This is a genomic window from Sporolactobacillus terrae, assembly GCF_019930545.1.
In the GTDB taxonomy this organism is placed as follows: Bacteria; Bacillota; Bacilli; order Bacillales; family Sporolactobacillaceae; genus Sporolactobacillus; species Sporolactobacillus terrae.
Genome location: NZ_CP082837.1, coordinates 606,701 through 625,975, shown reverse-complemented (window position 1 = coordinate 625,975; position 19,275 = coordinate 606,701). Strand labels below are relative to the sequence as shown.

Annotated in this window: 20 protein-coding genes and 2 tRNA genes; 6 read left to right on the top strand and 16 right to left on the bottom strand. The window is 44.4% G+C overall.

Annotation, left to right across the window (positions count from 1 at the left end):
* Positions 1 to 164: 164 nt before the first annotated feature.
* A tRNA-Ala gene (locus tag K7399_RS02830) sits at positions 165 to 237 on the top strand.
* An 883-nt stretch (positions 238 to 1,120) separates the two neighbouring features.
* Here the strand turns inward: K7399_RS02830 and K7399_RS02825 are convergent.
* A complete protein-coding gene (locus K7399_RS02825) occupies positions 1,121 to 2,017 on the bottom strand; it encodes a DMT family transporter (RefSeq protein WP_128166504.1) in 897 nt (298 codons plus the stop codon).
* Between the two features lie 375 nt (positions 2,018 to 2,392).
* Here K7399_RS02825 and K7399_RS02820 point away from each other — a divergent pair.
* Positions 2,393 to 2,483: transfer RNA gene (locus K7399_RS02820), tRNA-Ala, on the top strand.
* A 109-nt stretch (positions 2,484 to 2,592) separates the two neighbouring features.
* Here the strand turns inward: K7399_RS02820 and K7399_RS02815 are convergent.
* The 3 genes from K7399_RS02815 to K7399_RS02805 all read right to left on the bottom strand — a co-directional run bounded on the left by K7399_RS02815 (position 2,593) and on the right by K7399_RS02805 (position 6,507).
* Positions 2,593 to 4,056 (bottom strand): MFS transporter, encoded by a 1,464-nt coding sequence (locus K7399_RS02815; RefSeq protein ID WP_128166502.1) that lies wholly within the window; start codon positions 4,054 to 4,056, stop codon positions 2,593 to 2,595.
* 315 nt (positions 4,057 to 4,371) lie between these two features.
* A complete protein-coding gene (locus K7399_RS02810; RefSeq protein ID WP_028976051.1) occupies positions 4,372 to 4,665 on the bottom strand; it encodes a YggT family protein in 294 nt (97 codons plus the stop codon).
* 486 nt (positions 4,666 to 5,151) lie between these two features.
* Positions 5,152 to 6,507 (bottom strand): glucose-6-phosphate isomerase, encoded by a 1,356-nt coding sequence (locus K7399_RS02805; protein WP_028976050.1) that lies wholly within the window; start codon positions 6,505 to 6,507, stop codon positions 5,152 to 5,154.
* A 214-nt stretch (positions 6,508 to 6,721) separates the two neighbouring features.
* Here K7399_RS02805 and K7399_RS02800 point away from each other — a divergent pair, with 214 nt between their 5' ends.
* On the top strand, positions 6,722 to 6,952 hold the full coding sequence (locus K7399_RS02800) for a DUF378 domain-containing protein (protein WP_028976049.1): 231 nt from the start codon (positions 6,722 to 6,724) through the stop codon (positions 6,950 to 6,952).
* Positions 6,953 to 7,016: 64 nt separating this feature from the next.
* On the opposite strand, the gene asnB is transcribed toward K7399_RS02800, so the two are convergent.
* Both asnB and K7399_RS02790 read right to left on the bottom strand, forming a co-directional pair.
* On the bottom strand, positions 7,017 to 8,900 hold the full coding sequence (asnB, locus tag K7399_RS02795; RefSeq protein WP_028976048.1) for an asparagine synthase (glutamine-hydrolyzing): 1,884 nt from the start codon (positions 8,898 to 8,900) through the stop codon (positions 7,017 to 7,019).
* A gap of 162 nt (positions 8,901 to 9,062) precedes the next feature.
* Positions 9,063 to 9,293 carry a helix-turn-helix domain-containing protein gene (locus K7399_RS02790; RefSeq protein ID WP_028976047.1) on the bottom strand — a complete coding sequence of 77 codons (231 nt, stop codon included), beginning with the start codon at positions 9,291 to 9,293 and terminating at the stop codon, positions 9,063 to 9,065.
* 183 nt (positions 9,294 to 9,476) lie between these two features.
* On the opposite strand from K7399_RS02790, the gene K7399_RS02785 reads away from it, so the two are divergent.
* Positions 9,477 to 9,839 carry a helix-turn-helix domain-containing protein gene (locus K7399_RS02785; RefSeq protein WP_028976046.1) on the top strand — a complete coding sequence of 121 codons (363 nt, stop codon included), beginning with the start codon at positions 9,477 to 9,479 and terminating at the stop codon, positions 9,837 to 9,839.
* Positions 9,840 to 10,215: 376 nt separating this feature from the next.
* On the opposite strand, the gene K7399_RS02780 is transcribed toward K7399_RS02785, so the two are convergent.
* From K7399_RS02780 to K7399_RS02760, 5 genes are all read right to left on the bottom strand, one after another.
* On the bottom strand, positions 10,216 to 11,433 hold the full coding sequence (locus tag K7399_RS02780) for an NAD(P)/FAD-dependent oxidoreductase (protein ID WP_028976045.1): 1,218 nt from the start codon (positions 11,431 to 11,433) through the stop codon (positions 10,216 to 10,218).
* 355 nt (positions 11,434 to 11,788) lie between these two features.
* Positions 11,789 to 12,154, bottom strand: coding sequence for a HesB/IscA family protein (locus tag K7399_RS02775; RefSeq protein ID WP_037562865.1), 366 nt, complete (start codon positions 12,152 to 12,154; stop codon positions 11,789 to 11,791).
* Between the two features lie 110 nt (positions 12,155 to 12,264).
* Positions 12,265 to 13,110, bottom strand: coding sequence for a diaminopimelate epimerase (dapF, locus tag K7399_RS02770; protein ID WP_037562881.1), 846 nt, complete (start codon positions 13,108 to 13,110; stop codon positions 12,265 to 12,267).
* Between the two features lie 60 nt (positions 13,111 to 13,170).
* A complete protein-coding gene (locus tag K7399_RS02765; protein ID WP_010025360.1) occupies positions 13,171 to 13,401 on the bottom strand; it encodes a hypothetical protein in 231 nt (76 codons plus the stop codon).
* 51 nt (positions 13,402 to 13,452) lie between these two features.
* Positions 13,453 to 13,782, bottom strand: coding sequence for a YuzD family protein (locus tag K7399_RS02760; RefSeq protein WP_037562864.1), 330 nt, complete (start codon positions 13,780 to 13,782; stop codon positions 13,453 to 13,455).
* 185 nt (positions 13,783 to 13,967) lie between these two features.
* Here K7399_RS02760 and K7399_RS02755 point away from each other — a divergent pair, with 185 nt between their 5' ends.
* Positions 13,968 to 14,189, top strand: a complete 222-nt coding sequence (locus K7399_RS02755; RefSeq protein WP_010025357.1) for a NifU family protein — start codon at positions 13,968 to 13,970, stop codon at positions 14,187 to 14,189.
* Positions 14,190 to 14,244: 55 nt separating this feature from the next.
* Here K7399_RS02755 and K7399_RS02750 read toward each other — a convergent pair whose 3' ends face one another.
* The 3 genes from K7399_RS02750 to K7399_RS02740 form a co-directional block, all read right to left on the bottom strand.
* Positions 14,245 to 15,231, bottom strand: a complete 987-nt coding sequence (locus tag K7399_RS02750) for a protein kinase family protein (protein ID WP_128166500.1) — start codon at positions 15,229 to 15,231, stop codon at positions 14,245 to 14,247.
* 411 nt (positions 15,232 to 15,642) lie between these two features.
* Complete coding sequence (locus K7399_RS02745) at positions 15,643 to 16,410, bottom strand: TIGR01457 family HAD-type hydrolase (protein WP_206612225.1); 768 nt, start codon at positions 16,408 to 16,410, stop codon at positions 15,643 to 15,645.
* Between the two features lie 117 nt (positions 16,411 to 16,527).
* Complete coding sequence (locus K7399_RS02740) at positions 16,528 to 16,818, bottom strand: YutD family protein (RefSeq protein ID WP_028976040.1); 291 nt, start codon at positions 16,816 to 16,818, stop codon at positions 16,528 to 16,530.
* Positions 16,819 to 17,037: 219 nt separating this feature from the next.
* Here K7399_RS02740 and K7399_RS02735 point away from each other — a divergent pair, with 219 nt between their 5' ends.
* Positions 17,038 to 17,973: a M23 family metallopeptidase gene (locus tag K7399_RS02735; RefSeq protein ID WP_223362470.1), complete on the top strand. Its 936-nt coding sequence runs from the start codon at positions 17,038 to 17,040 to the stop codon at positions 17,971 to 17,973.
* 42 nt (positions 17,974 to 18,015) lie between these two features.
* Here the strand turns inward: K7399_RS02735 and yunB are convergent, their stop codons facing one another.
* Positions 18,016 to 18,825, bottom strand: coding sequence for a sporulation protein YunB (gene yunB / locus K7399_RS02730; protein ID WP_028976038.1), 810 nt, complete (start codon positions 18,823 to 18,825; stop codon positions 18,016 to 18,018).
* A 129-nt stretch (positions 18,826 to 18,954) separates the two neighbouring features.
* Complete coding sequence (locus K7399_RS02725) at positions 18,955 to 19,257, bottom strand: YunC family protein (RefSeq protein WP_028976037.1); 303 nt, start codon at positions 19,255 to 19,257, stop codon at positions 18,955 to 18,957.
* Positions 19,258 to 19,275 lie beyond the last annotated feature (18 nt).

Here is a 19,275-nt window from a genome sequence, read left to right as displayed (position 1 = left end):
TTTTATTTAAGAAACCCTTTTCCGGTCATTATTCAATGATTATTTCGTTGCATCCGGATGTATTTGTTACGTTTTTTCCCGTTCCAATTACTTAAAGCGTAATTTTCTATTTTGGGGTTGACCCTATTTTCCTTGAGCAGTATAATCTGTAACGTACTCTTTATGGGGCATTAGCTCAGCTGGGAGAGCGTTGCCTTCGCATGGCAGAGGTCAGGGGTTCGATCCCCCTATGCTCCATTAATAGCGATGGAATAGGATTTTCAAGCAATAAAGAGTGAAAACCTGCACAGCGTTCTCTGACAGACCTTTTTTTGACCAGTTTTGAACCTCTTAGGGGAAGTTTTCAGAAACTTATTCTAGGGGGTTTTTCTATGCTTATTTCTATGGCATGGCGTGAAATGTTGACTGACAAAAAGTACGACGAACTGACGGATAAGCTCACTCAAGAGTTATGGTGCTGTCTGGTACACCTTGGGAAGTGGCTCACTGAACGCGTTGACCAAAACTTGACCCCTTGTGTTATCAAGAACTACCTCAGATAGGCGCTGAGGAACGAAACAACAAACCAAAGAGTACTACTAAGACCAAACTCATGCGCGCATTTGCTCGCTGGTTGCAAGATGAAAAAATCACAGAGACATACGCACAAATGGACAGTGAGCCGCGCATTGTGAAGGAAATTAACATAAGGCTTTGCTCTGAGACATTTACGGAGAATAGCCGCCAATAGGATAACTCTTATGCAATACGCAATCATGCAATTATCGTTTCCCTTGCGAAACCGTACCCAGAGCTAACGAACTTTGCCAGCTTAACACCTATGACATTGCCCCCTCTGGGCTTGCCATTCTGAGAAAGACAAAAACCTAAGTTTTCAAGGATACATTCAGTGAAAATGTCGCGCATGAGTTGAAAAAATTTCCAGAGAGTGAAGGTCCGAGTCTATGCTGAGAAACAAACCGACTTCAGCGACTATATAGAAGCGCTTGGCGCGAGATACTACCTTGGTGAATGATTAAGAGCAAAAACACTTCAACCTTCTTCTCAGTCTTAACATAAAAAATCACCTCCGCTGGTTGCATGGCGGAGATTTCTGGTGTGAGAGCTCTATCTCTATTTTTTATCGACGGGTAGACTTCTTTGTTTTTTGATGTGGGTTGATAAAATAAATGGCAATTCCGGCTAAAGTGATGAAACCGCCAATTAATTGTAATGCGATAAGCTTTTCATTGAGCAAAACCAACGCAAGAAGGGAAGCTATAACGGGCTCAGCAACTGCCGACATGGAAACCATTGTTGCATCGATGTATTTTAAACACATATTAAACAACATATGTCCGAATACAGTTGAGACAAGAGCAAGGAGAATAAAAATACTCCAATTTTTTAAGGAATAATGATAGATTTCAACTCCTGTTGTGAGATTAAAAATGAGGAGAGCTAATCCTGAAACTAAAAACACAACAAAACTGTATGACTGACCAGAAATTTTCTTCATTAGCCCTTGTCCAATGAGCAGATGGGCTGCTAACGCCGCAGCACCCAAGAATGATAATAAATCTCCAAGCAAAGCTTGACCAGAAATTCCAATATCCCCCCAGGCAATAATAAGTGAACCAATAATTGCGACCAATAAACTGACAACCCGACTTTTACTCGTTTTTGAATGATAAAATAACAATAGCCCTACCATTGTAAACGCAGGCTGTAGGGTTAATATGACGGTTGAACTGGCGACTGAAGTTAATTTTAAGGACTCCATCCAAAATAAAAAGTGCAATGCCAAAAACACCCCTGAAATGAACAAGCGAAACCAATCAGCTTTATTTAGTTTTCGTTGTGTCAGACTTCGCCACATGCCAAATGGAACTAATATCAAAACAGTTAATAAGAGTCGATACATTGCAATAATTGAAGCAGGAGCAGTTGACCATTTAATAAAAATAGCAGAGAACGAAACTGAAATAACGCCAATAATCAATAATATGTATGGTGATAAAAAAACAGATTTTTTCAAGTGGGTATTTTCCTTTCATTTACACGACAATTGCATTAAATCTAACATAAAAACACCCTGAAGAAAAGTGTTGAAAATGTTGACAAATTGCACCATCAGCTATTAAAAGAATTAGCAGAATATTTTCCCATATAATAGCCAAAGCACTAATAAGCCTGCTGTTATGCGCTTATTAAGAAATTGAGGAGGTAATGCAGAGACCAAGTAACTAATAGGAGAGCTTTCTATTCGCTAGCCCTGCGGATTGACTTGAAAGCTTCCCATGAGGTTTCCATAATTTACCATAAAACAAATTCACAGTGAGTATCTGACCGTTTGTTTTGACCGTTGTACAGTTAATCTACTGATAGCTTAACCCCCAGAGGTCAAGAGAACGGAACATATTACAGGCAAGGACGTTTGAAAATTTACTCAGTAATATGCCTTCGCATGGCAGAGGTCAGGGGTTCGATCCCCCTATGCTCCATCAAAAATAAGCATAATATTGTTGCAGTACTTACTCTTCATGTGTCTCGAAATTACTGCACAAAGAAGCCGCCGATTATCAATTAAATCGGCGGCCGTTTGATTCATGTTTATTTTCGTTTATTTCTTGCCTTACGTTTGCTGACCCGTTTCTTGATTCTTCTGCGTTCTTCTTTCCACCAATAGTGCTCCTCAGGATTATCCAAAATATTCTTGATTTCTTTCTCGCCAACAACTGCCGGTGCGGAACCTCTCAGTGCTTTACCAGATGTATTGTGGACAAAGAACGTCATGACAATGAGTCCGATCACGCAAGCAGCAATCATGTAATAAGCAGGCATCATCGTGTCGTTGGTGGCGTGTGTCAGCCAAGCCAAGACCATCGGCGTCGTACCGCCGAAGAGTGAAACAGAAATATTATACGTAATCGCCAGTCCCCCGTATCTTACCGATGTGAAGAACAGAGATGGAAGCAAAGAAGGTACCGTGCCTTCAAAACAGGACAGGAAAACCGCAAGGACAAGCAGTCCCGTAAAGACGAGTATACTGTTTCCGCTTCCGATCATGAAAAAGGCTGGTATTGATGCAAGAATCAAGCCGACTAGTCCAATCTGAACCACCCGTTTATTTCCAATTCGATCACTGAAATGCCCCATTAAAACGACAATTGGGATCATGATAAACATGACAATCAAGATCAAAAGAAGCCCTTCGGTTTCTCCATAACCGAGTACGGCACTTAAATGGGACGGCATATAGGAAAGCAACAGATACTCGACAAGATTGAAGAAGCATACGATAACCGCACAGGCAATCAGCGGCCGTAAATGATACAGAAAGATCTCCTTAACCGATACCTGTTTTTCTTCTTTCTGGTGTTTCTTCTTCATGGCTTGGAAAGCCGGAGTTTCTTCAAGATGTTCCCGCAAATAGAAGCCAACCATGCCAATTGGTGCGGCAATGAGAAAAGGAATGCGCCAGCCCCATGACAGCATCGCTTCGCTGCTTAAAAAATAAGTGAGCAGCGTCACAACACCGGATCCGGCGATGTAGCCGCTGAGCGTGCCGACCTCCAAACTACTAGTCATGACTCCGCGTTTTTTATCCGGCGTCGACTCGGCAAGAAAGGTCATTGCTCCGGAATATTCACCGCCGGTTGAGAACCCTTGAACCAAACGCGCAGCAAGCAATAGTAGCGCGGCTGTCGGACCAATCGCAGCATAAGAAGGGATTAAACCAATACTTAACGTCGAGAGCGCCATCATGATTAGCGTTACCGTTAATACCTTTTTTCGGCCATACCGATCGCCCATCATACCAAAAACCAAACCGCCGATCGGACGCGCGATAAAGGCAATCGAAAAGGTTGCAAATGTATAAATTAATTGTACAGAATTACTCATTTCCGGGAAAAAGACTTTGCCTAAAGTCACTGCCAGATAAGAGTAGATCCCGAAATCAAACCACTCCATCGCATTGCCAACGCTTGTGGCAATCACCGCTTTGCGCGCTGTTTTTAAATCAATGACCGTAATGTCATCTTTTTTTACAGTTTCATTTTCTTTTCTTTTCATGTTCCTGTCTCCTTCAGTCATTTGTTCGTTTTCGATGAATATGCGTTTTTTACATACGCTGCATCGAAAACCTCATTCCCCCTTATTTATTAAATTTCCCGTTTTTGCAAATTCACACACAAACCGGGTATGGATTTTTAAGGTTAACAATGATTTCTGTGCCTGTCAAATTTTTCTTATCTTTTGCATGGGGTTAAAACGCTGTTTTTATGCGGCTTTTAAGCTTTTTTATGAGCAAACAACGCCAACAGGCAACGTGTCAAATAAATAGAAAAAGCAGAAAGTCATCCTTCTGCTTTTGTGAATTCAATCGGTTTATTTCATTTTCAGCATACTAAAGATTTTTTGAATACCAAACCCAATAATACTATACACGATCAGGGCAAATAATGCGGAAAGGTCGAGGATATGTTCTTTATAAACGATCGGATGAAAAATGCCTTGAAACGGATTAAGGATCGGTTCACTTAAGCTGTTCAGAAAATTAACAAACGGCGTCGGATTTGCTCCAAAAAATTTAAGCAAAAGATATAAAGCAATGACAACTTGGACAAAAGTCAGCAAAATGCTGATCAGTTTAGGAAACATCCCTGTTTTATTACGTTTCACACGCCCTCTATCCTTTCGTGCAATCAGTTAGAACTCGTCTTCTTCGTGAATCTCTGTTTTTATGTTAAGCGATAAAGCGTTGATCGTCAAACCTGCGCGTCGCAGAAGTCGCGTCAATACGTCGGCTAGAATCTTATATAAGAAAAATTGGGCAAAGCCCAGTCCTCATTTTCGCAGGATGCGATGGCTTTCGCGTTACCTACAGGACATATGCGCGCTTAGCGAAAGTTCCTTTAGGAAAGTTCCTTCATACATGTGTGATGGACTCGTGTCTTAACAGTGCTGAATCACCGCTTCGGTTACTCGCTGGCACGCATCAACTAAGCGCGATCCCGCAGGCGCCACAGTACCTCCGCTTTGATTCTCGGCCAAGACACTGGGCTATTGATTTGAAGACGGGGTAAAATCACATACTTTCTTTACCTGCAAAAAAAGTTTCGCCGTCAAACGGCGAAACTTTTTTATATCGTATTTAAGCATTTTAAATCAATGATTCAGACGTGCTTCGAGCGATGCCTTCTCTGATTCATAGCCCGGTTTGCCAAGAAGAGCGAACATGTTCTTCTTATACGCTTCAACACCCGGTTGGTTGAAGGGGTTGACGCCGAGCAAATAACCGCTGACAGCCACTGCTTTTTCGAAGAAATAAATCAGATAGCCAAAGTGATAAGCCGTCAATTCAGGAATCGAGACCACCAGTTGCGGCACTTGACCGTCCGTATGAGCAAGACGAACGCCTTCAGCTGCTTTCTTATTTACGTAGTCCATCGTTTTATCCGCCAAGAAATTCAAGTTGTCCAAGTTTTCCTTTTCCGCCTTAATGGTTACATTCTTTCTTGGTTCGTCAACAAGCACTGCCGTTTCGAACATCACGCGTCGGCCTTCTTGAACGAACTGGCCGAGCGAGTGAAGATCAGTACTGAAATCCGCAGATGATGGATACAGACCCTTGAAGTCCTTGCCTTCACTTTCGCCAAATAGCTGCTTCCACCATTCTGAGAAGTAGTGCAGATGCGGTTCGAAGTTAACCAGCATTTCAACCGTTTTGCCCTTGTTGTACAGAATATTGCGGACAGCTGCATACTGATAGGCTTGGTTCTTACTCAGTTCCGGTTCGCTGAAATCATTTTGTGCATCGCGCGCACCGGTCATAAGTTCATCAATATCAATGCCTGAGGCAGCAATCGGAAGTAGCCCGACAGCCGTCAAGACAGAGAAGCGTCCGCCCACATCGTCTGGAATGACAAACGATTCATAACCTTCTTTATCGGCAAGTGTTTTTAGAGCACCTTTGGCCTTATCGGTCGTTGCATAAATTCTTTGTTTCGCTTCTTCTTTTCCGTATTTGTTTTCTAGGAATTCGCGGAAAACACGGAATGCGATCGCCGGTTCGGTCGTTGTTCCCGATTTCGAGATCACATTGACCGACACGTCCTTGTCCTTTAGAACATCGAACAGCTCGTTAAGGTACGTTGCGCTGATGCTGTTCCCTGCGAAAAAAACTTGAGGTACTTTACGTTCCTCTTTAGGCAGCACATTGAAAAAAGAATGGTTCAATGTTTCAATAGCAGCCCGTGCTCCCAAATAAGAACCGCCAATACCGATAACAACCAGAACGTCTGAATCCGATTTAATTTTTTCAGCTGCTTTCTTAATTCTCGAAAATTCTTCTTTATCATATGCAGTCGGCAAGTCAAGCCAGCCCAAAAAATCGTTGCCTGCGCCCGTTTGTTCATGAATTGCTTTATGGGCAGCAGAAACTTGTGACGTCATATAGTCCACTTCATGCTGTGCAAAAAAGGAAAGCGCATTACTGTAATCAAAAGCAACTTTCTTGCTCATCTCATCGGCCTCCATTATTCATTATCATTCCTTCTTAACTGTACAAGATCGCGGGCGCAAATTCAAGTCATCATGGATGAATATCCCTCTATCTGCAAACGATTTCACAATGTGATCATATTTTGTAATCTTTCGCCCCAATCACGATTTAAATGAATAGTTTTGCCAGAAAAAGACATGATAGGGATGCACGCACATAAAAGGAGGAACGGTTATGAGCGGTTTGCAGAAAACATGTCTCGTCTTGCTTATTATCGGAGGAATTAACTGGGGGCTGATCGGCTTCTTTCGCTTTGATCTTGTCGCCGCCATTTTCGGAGGTGCAGGATCCGCTCTCTCACGTCTTATTTACGGTATTGTCGGACTCTGTGCCTTGTATTGCCTAACAATCCTGTTTCGCCCAAGCGAAAGTGTGGAACACGAACGTGAAACACAAACACGTTAAATGGTGCAGGCCCATAAAAAGGATCTCAACCGATCATGGCTGAGATCCTTTTTATTTTCTACTTTTATGCTTGAAAAGCAGGTTCAGGGTGAACCGTCACCGTTTTCTCAATGAAAATCTGATGCCAGAGCATGAACATCAGTATTGTCCAAATTTTTCGGCTGTTGTCAGCTTTGCCGCTGCAATGATCATCCAGCAGTTTCAGCGCATAAGATTTATTAATCAATGCATCAGTATTACTTTCATGAATCAAATTTACCGCCCAATCGTGCAGCTCATCCTTAAGCCAGATACGGATTGGAACCGGAAAGCCTAGTTTTTTTCGAAACAGAATCGAATCAGGTACAATGCCACGCATTGCTTCTCGGAAAGCATATTTCGTTGTTCCTTCTCCAGTCCTCAGGGCAGCAGGGAGGGTCCGTGCTGCTTCAAAGACATGTACATCCAAGAACGGGACACGAAGCTCCAGCGAATGGGCCATGGTCATGCGATCAGCAACCGTAAGAATATCGCCGCGCAGCCATGTCTTAAGATCAACCAGCTGCATCTGGTCCAATTTATTTTTAGAAGCTTGGCTATAAATTGGATCCGTTATCTTAGTAAACCGCGCTTGATCAGAGTACGTTTTGAGCACAAACTTCTTCTCTTCCTCATCAAAGATGAACGCATTACCGACGTAACGCTGCGAGAGCGGTGTCGTCCCACGGAGCAAATAGCTTCGTCCCCTCATTCCGACCGGCATCTGCCGTGCAATGGCGTGAAGTAAATTTTTGCCAAGTTTCGGTACCTTGTCAAACCAGTTTAAAGCAAGCGGCTCACGGTATATATTGTACCCGCCGAATAACTCGTCGGAACCTTCGCCCGATAAGACGACTTTCACTTGTTTTCTCGCTTCACGGGCAACAAAATAATTGGGTATTGCTGCTGGGTCTGCCACAGGATTATCCAAATGCCAGACAATCTTCGGTAATTCTTCCAAAACCATTTCCGGTGTGATCTCCAGAGAATTGTTCTGAACGCCTAGCTTATCTGCCGAGTCCTGAGCAATATCAATTTCGTTATATCCTTTGCTGGCAAAACCAACGGTAAATGTTTTGATTTGCTCATTATAACGTTTCGCTAATGCCACAATGGAAGTCGAATCAATGCCGCTGGACAAGAAGGCTCCGACCGGGACATCGCTTCTCATATGAATTTTCACTGAATTGATTAACGCGTCCTGTATCTTTTTCTTGGCATCCCCAAGTGTCTGTTCCACAGGGGCAAAGCTTGGTTCCCAAAACGCCTTCTTGGTCAACGGTTCACCATCTTTTTTGAGCAGATAATGCCCTGGTTCCAAGCACTTAATATCCGCAGCAAGCGTTTGCGGCTCTGGAACAAATTGGAAAGTCAGGTAATATTGCAGTGCTTCTTCAGCGACCGGATGCGTATTTTCACCAACAAGCATGCTCTTCATTTCAGAAGCAAAGAAGATACCCTCCTCTTTTTCCATATAATAGAAAGGTTTGATGCCGAAATGGTCGCGTGCAGCAAAAAGCGTCCGTTCCTCTTTGTCCCAAATAATGAAAGCAAACATCCCCCGCAACTCATTCACGCAGTCGATTCCACGATCTGCATAAAGCGCAACAATCACTTCAGTATCTGAGGTCGTCTCAAATTGAAAACCTTTTTTCTTTAATTGATTTCGCAGCTCAACGTAGTTATAAATTTCACCATTGAAAATGATGTAATAGCGTTCGTTTTCATAAGGCAGCGGCTGATGTCCACCCGCCAAATCGATGATGCTTAATCGGCGAAAGGCAAGTTGTACTTGGTCATCTGTATAGTAGCCTGCATCATCGGGACCACGGTGATTGATGATCTCTGCTCGCGCGGTCATTTTATTCTGTTTGTGATTCCCCGGTTGCAAACGATGATCGTTTGCAATATAGCCGCAAAATCCGCACATATCAATTCTCCCTTTCAAAGGAACGATAGAGTCACTATGCCGATCGGTTCGTATCTCTGCTTCATTCACTAAATTATTTCATCCTTGTTTTAGTTTATCATCAACACGAACAAAATCAACGTTATGTATGCGTTCCATCAACAATCATTTTCACCACTCTTTTTATAAATCATCCTTCTCATCCCTTTCTTCTCTTTCCGTAAAAAAGGTTTCAATCGGTTGGTTTAAAACGGTTGCCACCTTTGCAAGCATTTCCGCACTGATTTTGCTTCGCCCGCTTTCCAAGTAATAGTATCCATTAGCGCTCTGATAACCGATTTGCTGTGCCATCTCTCGTAAGGACATTTGCGATTCTCGTATCTTTTTCAGTTTCGTTAGATCCACAGTCAGCATAGGCTAACTCCCCCCAAACAGTTTCCTTATTGGTAATATTAATCAAAATTATAGCATTTTTGTCGCTAATATTCTTAATGATTTTTCCTATTTGGTAAATTAAGCCCATGTAAAATGAGAACATGATACTATTTTCTTGTTTATATACGCCGTGCAATGTATGTACAGGAGGAACCATTCGGAATGGAGAATACTCTCGGCAGCCGGATTCGCTTTTTGCGTGATGAGCAAGGCTTATCTCAGTTGGAAATGGCACGTCAACTAAATATTTCCAATGCACAGCTCAGCCGCTATGAATCGGGCGCAAGGAAACCGGATCCGGATATGATCGTGCGAATTGCCGATTACCTGAATGTTTCCACCGATTACCTGCTTGGTCGTACGCTCATGGTTAATGAGCCGGAATTAAGCTACACAACGCTTGAAGATCAAGTACTGTTGAAAAAAATAAAAAGTATATCTGGACTGGACCATTTGATCGACCAAATGGCTGAACAGCCGGAAAAAGCGGCAACATTGATCAAAATTTGGTCCGTTCTTCAATAATTAATAAGAAAAACCGGGCATAGCTCAGCAGCCCTTACTTCCGCAGGATGCGCCTTTCATTCATCAACGCTATGCTTGAACGACACTTCAGCTGCTCGCTGGCACGCTGTTCTCGCTGGCACGCTGTTCTCGCTGGCACGCTGTTCTCGCTGGCATCTCACGCTTACGTGTCTTGAACCGATTTGTTGATGAAATGACGCTAATTGTCGTGACAGAAAGGCAAAATCGCATACTATCTTTACCTGTAAAAAAGCTGTACGACTCTTTTTCATTCGAGGTACAGCTTTTTTATGCATTTTTAAATAGTGCATGATGCAAACAAACGCCTTTGATCAGCCGATCGGCTAATCAAAGGCGTTTGTTTTTGATTCCTTTTTTACAGGAGATTTAATTTGCCCTTCTTCAGAACGAGCGGGACTCCACCAAGCATCAGCAAATAACGGTCGTCAATCACTTTTTTCATTGCTGCGGCCGGCTTTCCGGTCAGTTTGTGATCAAATACAACGCCAATGGCCTGTTTTTCACCAAGTGAAGCAACCGTACCCTTCGGCTTATAAACAAAAGCCTCGGTCTTTTCGCCATGGAGAATATGTTTGATGTTCTTAGCCAGATTCTCAGCTTCTTGAATCGCAATCTGTGCTGTTGGCGGGTAAGGACGCTCAGCATTTTTCGGGAAAACCACGGCGACGTCACCGACGGCGAAGACATGATCATCCTCGGGATAACGAAGATCCTCAGTCACCTGAATCTTGCCGCGATTTGTTTCGAATCCGGAATCAGCAGGTATATGATTGGCTTTCACGCCTCCGGTCCATACCACCGTACCTGCTTGAATCTCTTCCAGTTCCTCGCTGTCTTTTTTCTGCACTTTAACACCTTCAGGGGTTGCTTCTTTGATAAAGGTACTCAGTTTAAATACAACGCCCTTGCTTTCTAAATAATTCTGCGCGTATTTTGCAAGTTCGCGATCAAATGGAGGCAGAACGAACGGCATGCCTTCAACATCGACAATTTTGACCTTGTTCGGATCAATATCGTATTCTTTGCACAGATCAGGAATTCGGTCCACAAGTTCACCGAGGAATTCAATACCGCTGAGTCCGGCGCCACCGACAACAATCGTCAGATCACTGTCCTTAGCATCCGGATCATTGTTGTAGCTTGCAAATTTATACTCAATATGTTCACGGATTTTGCGTGCTGTATTTACACTGCGAATTGCAAATGCATTTTCTGCCAATCCTTTAATGCCGAACGTATTTGATTCAAATCCAAGGGCAACGATTAGATAATCGTACGCGATCTCGCCGTTTTTTAGCGCAACTTTCTTGTTCTCCCGGTCAATGGATTCTACTGTGTCTTGTACAAATTTAACGCGTTTTGTGTTTATGACATTCTTAATCAACATTCTTGTACGGTCATGATGAATGGTTCCCGCTGCTGCTTCATGCAGCCAAGTTGTTTGGTAGTGATAATTGTGCTTGTTCACCAGTGTTATATCGGCATCCTCCGCTTTTAATTCCTTTTCGAGGCGTACGGCGGTCATCATGCCGCCGTATCCGGCACCAAGGATCACAATCTTAGGCTTGCTCATGGTATTCACTGCCACCTTTTTTATAGTATGAAAAAAAATAAAGCCTTTGTCTGATGAATGGACACATCATAGGCTTGATTGATCACGTGTTGATCCAAGCAGACAGAAAATTCTATGCAATAATTTGTTTTTCCTCATTAATAATATGTCTTTTTTGTTAACATTTCAAGGATAATTTGTGTCGAAATCAGGCGATTTATGTCTTTTATTAAAGAACAAGAAACGACCTTTAATGGGTGGATTAGATCAGAACAACCAAGAACATCTACGAAAAAACAAAAAACCATCTTCTCGTTTGATCGTTTCAAGAAGATGGTTTAGCGTCTATTTTACCGATGAAAAACGTAGTGAGCAATCAGCAGTCGCACTGCTTTGCAGGCTGTCCTTCGTTGTCTGCAGTCTTAAATGAATGACCGCAGCCGCATGAAGAAATTGCGTTTGGGTTGTCGATCGTGAATCCTCCGCCATCGAGATTTTGTTTAAAATCAATGGTAACACCATCGAGCATTGGTGCGCTGTTTTGATCAACAACGACGTTAAAGCCTTGTCCTTCAAAAGCGAGATCACCGTCAATCATTTTATCATCAAAACCCATGCCGTACGTCAGTCCGGAGCACCCACCACCGCCGACACCGACACGAAGGAACAGATCTTCTCCCGGTTCATTTGCCAACATTTCCCGAACACGAAAGCTTGCTGCATCGGTCAACGTAATATTCATTTCCTTCAGCTCCTTATGTGAGTTATTAACATTATATCCTGATGTGCGATGAATCACAATCAAAGACAATCAGAAATGGTTTTTTCGTTCATCTCCTACATTCAGATGAGTCAATGCTCATAAAAATACACACCGTCACAAATTGTCTTCGCCTCTCCGGTCATCAGCACATGATTGGTTGCGGATTGCCATTCAATCGTCAGATCGCCGCCGTCAAGATGAATCGTGATCGGTATATCCTTCCGTGCACGTTCTTCTAAGATCGCCGCTACCGCAGATGCACACGCGCCAGTGCCGCATGCTTGCGTAATTCCTGAGCCACGCTCCCAAACTCGATAGTTTAATTCATGGTCGGTCAATGGTTGAACAAAGCCGATATTGGCGCCGTTGGGAAAGAGCGGATCGGTGTCTGCGAGCCGTTTTCCAAGCGCATGAATCGGCGCTTCTTGAATATGGTCCACAAAGAACAGGGCATGCGGATTTCCCATTGAAACCGCCGTAAACCGATAGGTCTTATCCGCGATAGTCAAAGGCTCCTCAATGACCCGCTGCGCTTTCGGCGTTCCGGCAACCGGAATCCGCTCTCGCTCAAGGATCGGTTCACCCATATCAACCGTTACCGTGTCAACCATTCCATGTTCTGTATGCACGGTTGCCTGCTTATTGCCGGAGCGTGTCTCAATCAAAAATTGCTTGCTGCGCACCAAATGGTGATCATAAGCATATTTGGCAACGCAGCGAAGCCCGTTGCCGCAGTTCATCGCCTCAGAACCGTCTTTATTAAAGATGCGCATTTGCACATCGGCTGAGTCTGAAGGCAAAATGAGGATTAAACCGTCTGAACCGATCCCTTTATACGGATCCGATACACGGCGCGCCAGTTCGGGAAAAGAGGGAACTGCCAAATCCCGCGTGATTCCGTCCAGATAAATATAACAGTTGCCCAGCCCATGCATTTTCGTAAACGGTACATCTTGTCTCACAATTATCGCTCCATTTCTTCTGCTCAATCTTCGCTAACGCAGCACCTGTGTAGCCCAGATATAATCGCGATCCATTGTCTCAATCACGATTTTCTCATGGCAGCAGGGCATGACGAGATTGGTTTTTATTCCTTGGAATGCACGTGCTTCCGCCTCCTTTTTTAAAGAAAGCAAAACCGGTGATTCATGACAAAAGGGGCACTCTTCAAAATAAAGATCACTGGCCACTCGTTCATAGGGCCAGCTGTGATGAAAGTCAAGCATACGGCAATCTCCCCCATTTCATTTTGTTTCTTATGATCAGTATACAGCTCCTTACTCCGCGCTCCTTCCGCTATTGTCCAAGGGAGTCATCCCGTTCCGGATACAGAACTGCACAATCGGTTTTAAGGAAATAAATCCCTCACCGAGCACTTCATCCTCGTGTACGACCAATGGGTAAAAAAAGTCATCAGCAAGAATTTTTGTGCAGTACACGCGATCCTTCTCTGTTTCCGGCTGATAAATATCAATATAACGGACAAGCATTTTCTCTCTGAATTTGCGGCTTAAGGCGGATTCAAGCCATTCCGCCGTCGTCTTTGACGGAGGCGCTTGAACGCAGCTTGCACATACGGCTTCTGCACCATAAACGGTGAGCTCCACTCTGTTCACCTCTGACTTGTTGTTGAATTATAAATTAATATAGCAAATTCAGGCGCCGCCGTCACTGATTTGATTTCCATCTTTCGCATTCTCGACTGAAACATCCCGCAATGAATCGAATAAATAGATTTTCTGTTTCAAAAAAGATATAATGACCTTATCTGTGATAGTTAAGGAGTGAGTGTATGTATCAACAAGTCGAAGAAGTATTGGAGAAACTTCGTCCTTATTTGCTTCGCGACGGCGGAGATGTTGAACTACTCGAGGTTGAGGACGGCGTGGTACGCGTTCGGCTGCTCGGTGCATGCGGAAACTGCCCGAGCTCAACGCTCACATTGAAAGCCGGCATTGAACGGGCACTCATTGAAAATGTTCCCGGAATCAAAGAACTGGAACAAGTTTTTTAAAATAAAAATCATCCGCAAACAAAGGCCGCTCTTCATGAGCGGTCTTTGTTTCTCGTTATGGACGCATCAACCATTCCGGCGCGGATACGCGTCCTCCATAACGATCGATCACACCTTTTAAAACACGCTCACGCTCTTTTATTTTTTCTCCGCACCGGCGCAGCTGAAGCTCAAGCGTCCGCTGATCATCGCCTTGGTTGGCGAAATAACGTTCACAACATTCGATAAAAGCCAGCGGATAAAGCAGCCGCCCAACCATTTTCTCAATCACCGGTTCAGTGAGCGGAAAACGCGATTCATAAGCATCAAGAAAAGCATTTGCAGCCACATCTGCGTCACCAGCACTGCGCCAGGCAAAAAGACGCATTGCTTCGGCTAAATCCCTTGAACGGTCATCGATCACCCACTGTGAAGGATCTTCTGTCATTTCCTGTTCATCGATTGAATAGCGATAATGACCGACACACAACTGCTCCTGATTTGGATAATCAATGGCATCATCTGCATACATTTGCACAGCATTTTCAGCGCAACATGCAAAATAGGGAAATAGTTCGATGAATGTCCGCTCGAAAGAAGACGGGTCTTCTTCACTGCGGCATCGCTCATAGAAGCCTTGCAGTGCATCCAGTCGGCCCAACAATTCTCCTCTTGAAGCAGCTGGTGACTCCGGGAAGGCTTGCAGATTCGCACCGATTGTCCGGGCATGCAGTTCGCTCAGCAGCTCTGCTGACGAGCGGCGCTGCCAGCGCGGGTCAATCTCCAGTCGGCTCATTAAAACCCATGAACGCCCATTCATTTTCGTCTCGTAGCTGCCATAACGGTTAACCATTAAGCGCGACACCGGAAAATCGGCTTGTTCGGACAAAAAGTCTGCGACACGTGCTAATTGCTGTAAATTTTGATGGTAAAACCGGCTCAATGGTTGAAAATAAAGCTTGACTGTCGCGTTCAGATCATCCAAGTCATAGTAGTAAGCAGCAGTTTTTCGTACATCCGGCATCTCCACGTTCTGTGTCCCTCCAGTCGTTTTGCCAGCCATAATCCCTCTCTATTCATTTTATCGGTGAATCTGCCAACTATGCCTTCGCTTTTCTGTAGTCCCCGCAGGCATCTCACGCCCGCAGCTTTGCTGATCAGTCAAGACATTGTTTTTAAATAAAGGAAAAAAGAGGGTGTCTCACAAGTCAATTGACTGTTGAGACACCCTTAAAAAAACGTCTATTTTGAGGTTAAGCGCGAAGATGCGCGACTCCTGCGAAGCGTTCCCGTTGATCGCGAGCCAAAGCAGACCCCGCTGGCTTTACAGGATCAGCCGAGGAGACTCCTGGATCGTCCGCGGCCGCGCTCTGTTGATGCGAGCAATCGGAGCGCAGTATAAATCTAACCCCTTTTGGGACGCCCTCTCAGTTCATGCATCCAGTGGTGCTCAAGAAATGTTTCGTGCATGCGTTTAGTTGAATCTCCATTCACTCAGTGAATGCAGTGCGAAGGTCGGCTGCACCTCCTTCGTTTTAAGCGCTTCTGGCGTCGTTACACCGGTGTGTACCAGCAGCGTATCAATTCCCGCATGGATCCCTGCCAAAATGTCCGTATCATAGTTGTCGCCAATCATTATTGTATGTGCTTTTGACGCCCCAAGCTTCTCAAGCGCAAGATCAATAATGATCGGTTCCGGCTTTCCAATAAACGTCGGTTTTACCCCTGTAGAAACGCTGATAACCGAGGTTAATGCACCATTTCCAGGCACAAGACCGCGCTCATTTGGAAGCGCAACATCAGGATTGGTTGAAATGTATGTCGCGCCGGAACGGACCGCCAGACAAGCTTTTGCATATTTCTCGTACGTAATTTGCCGATCCATACCAAAGGCAACAAAATCTGGATGTTCCTCATCGTAGATAAGCCCTGCATGCTCTATCGCTTGTTTTAATCCTTGTTCGCCGATATAAAGGACTTTTGCATCTTTTTTTTGCGCTTTGATGTAGCTCGCTGTTGCCATGCTGGTCGTCAAAACATCATCAGGCGTGCAAGGAATACCGAATCCGCTTAATTGATCAGCAACGGTTTCTTTTGTCCGCGTTGAATTATTGGTGACAAACAAATAACGCAGCCCTTTTTCTTTTAGCGTTTTAACAAAGGTTACCGCTTCGGGAATTTCCTCTTTTCCCCAGTAAACGGTGCCATCCAAGTCCAGTAAAAATGTATCATAGCTTGTCACATCTCTGCCTCCCGTTTTCGTCCTATTTCTCCCCATAATAAAATCCATCAGGATCTAAATGCTCAGTCATTAATTTTTTAATTTTGTACACACTAACGAACAAGGTTCAATCGAACATCATTTTTTGTTCACTTTTTTAAGTACAAAATAGGCACAACCGAAACTGCAATATTCGACAATATAGTCGACAAGCGTGCTTATTTTTGTATCGAAGGTTGATTTGGAATTGTGGTTATCGTAAAAGCCGCGCAGTCTAAGCTGCTCGTAACCCCAATCACCCACAATATAGTCGAATTTACCTAAGATTTCACTGTATCTTTTTAAAAAGGCTTCCTCATTCCAGCCATTGCGGACATCTTCAATGACTTCATATGTATTGGAATCAACCGAGACAGTCGAACCGGTCAATGGGATAACCTCCCCTCTGATTAGTAAAGCGTATCGCCTGCCGGAGCAAGACAGAAACGGTGCTCTTTACGACGTACTACTTATTATAGCAGATCATGCGCTTATGGTGAAAAGTGCAAGAAACAAATGGATCAGAATAAATTGATAGGAAAGGACCGCTGTTCATCAATGAAACGCTCACGAATGTTCTGTCTTTTTTGCGTTATCTTAATTTGGATCATGACACCTGCATTAACGTGTCAAGCAGGTTCACATGTAGCGGCTCAAGACCGAAAAGCCTTATATTTAAAGACGGCCGCATTGACCGGGATACGCTGGAGCATTCTGGCCGGTTGCGACCAATATGCACGTAACATCCTTGCGCTTGATTCAGAGCATGCTAACAAAGACGAATTGATCAGCATTGCCTTTGATAAACGCACATGGGCCGGTCCGTTAAATCCTAATCCGGACGACCAGAATCCGAGTACAATTGCCTTGTTCGGTGGAATCGGAAGGGATGGAAATGGTGACGGTCGCGCGCAACGGAGCAGTGCAGAAGATCGGCTCTATGCGTTTGCACAGTCCATTGCTCAAGCAGGACCTGGTGAAGAAAATACACGAATCGGTCTCTGGCAGCACTATCGGCGTGGTAAAGCAGTCGACTTAATTAATCATTTCGCGCGGCTCTTTGAACATGCAGCACCTGAGGAATTGGAAAAACATGCCTTCCCAGTACCGCTCAATTACAACTATGATTATGCCTCGACATGGGGGGCAAAACGCGGCTGGGGCGGCAACCGTATCCACGAAGGTACCGATATTTTTGCTGACTACGGTACACCGGTGCGCGCCACTTCCTACGGCATCATTGAGCTGATCGGTTGGAATAAATACGGCGGCTGGCGCATCGGCATCCGTGATCTTCACGGGAACTATCACTACTTTGCCCATTTGAATGGCTATGCACCGGGCATCCATCATGATGTGATTGTAAAGCCGGGGCAAGTGGTCGGTTACGTTGGCAGTTCTGGATACGGACCCAAGGGCACAATGGGCAAATTTCCGCCTCACCTGCATTACGGACTCTACCGTGATAATGGGCGTGCCGAATATTCGGTTGACCCCTATCCGGCTTTGCGCATCTGGGAACGGCAGGATGCGGCAAAAAAATGAAGCTTGCCAAAAAAGGCACAGCCATGAAAACGAAATGTCGTCCTACTGATTGCTCTTCTTATTTTCAGAAGGCGTTTCAATCGGAACGGCCGGCGTGACGCCTGATCCGTTTGACCCGTAAAAGTAAGGAACACCCGGATTTAAGCCTTTTATGCCAATCGGGATGCGCTGCTTGATCGTTTGTGATTTCATCGCAAACGGAACAATCACATCCACCTTGACGGTCACGACCATGTAAATGGAGTAGAGCGGGTTGTTAATACCAGCATTTTTATAGTCCTCCTTAATATCTGTTTCAACGTTGCTGACGACCTCCATTTCTACGGGAACACGCGGGCCGTAATTACTGAGCAGTGCGTTGTTTAAGATCTGACCGAGCGGAATATCGGCGATAATTGCGTCGCCATGGTGGTTTTTACGGTAAATGAGATCATCTTCCGGACCATTGGTAAATGAAATACGGCCCTTCTCCGCTGCGCGAAGAAACCATAGAATTCGATTTGAGATCTGTCCTTTAAGCTGATTTGCTTTTTCGGAATTAAGCTCAAAATCAGTGATTTTCTGGTCCTCGGTACGATGGGTAATGAACAATTCTTCTATTTTGGGAATTTCATTAGGATCATTCTCTTCAGTAATGTTGCTGAGCACATGCTCTCCGATGCCGTAATTAATTGCGTAATGAGCCATCTGTTCCGTCTGCGTCTGCGCAATACTGAACAATGCCGGTTTCATTTTTTCGTTTACCAGCCAAATGGCTAAAGAAACGCAGAGGATGAAAATGAACAAGGAGAGCAGCAGCGATTTTTTAAAAGACAGGTTTCTTCGTCGATAACGTCTGCTCGGTTTAAACATGACAACCCTCCTCCACTTCAATATATATGAAGGTGAAGGAGGGTTCAGTCTTTTTTCTTTGGAAAGGCTCATTCTGGGTAATGGATGCTTTCCTTAGAAACCCATTGAAATCAATGCCTTATTTTTACGTCAAGCCATTTTTTTTAATGCATCAATACCGCTCATTCCCGGATGAACACCAATCTTTTCTGCACCAACGGTTACCTCAGCAAGTGGGGCATGCAAAAGATCTTCTAAGGTCCGAACGCCGACTGCTTTGCCTGCTCGCACATCGCGGTCCGCCAGTTTATCGTTCAGCAAACCGACATCAAGAGCGCCGCACATAATGTAGCCGGATGCTCCAGTGATGATCAGTAACGTTGTCTTCGGCAAGGAAACACTGATGCCTTGAACTAAGCGGCCGTCAATAGCAAAAGGTTGCACGTGAATCATTCTAAAGCCTCCCCTCCT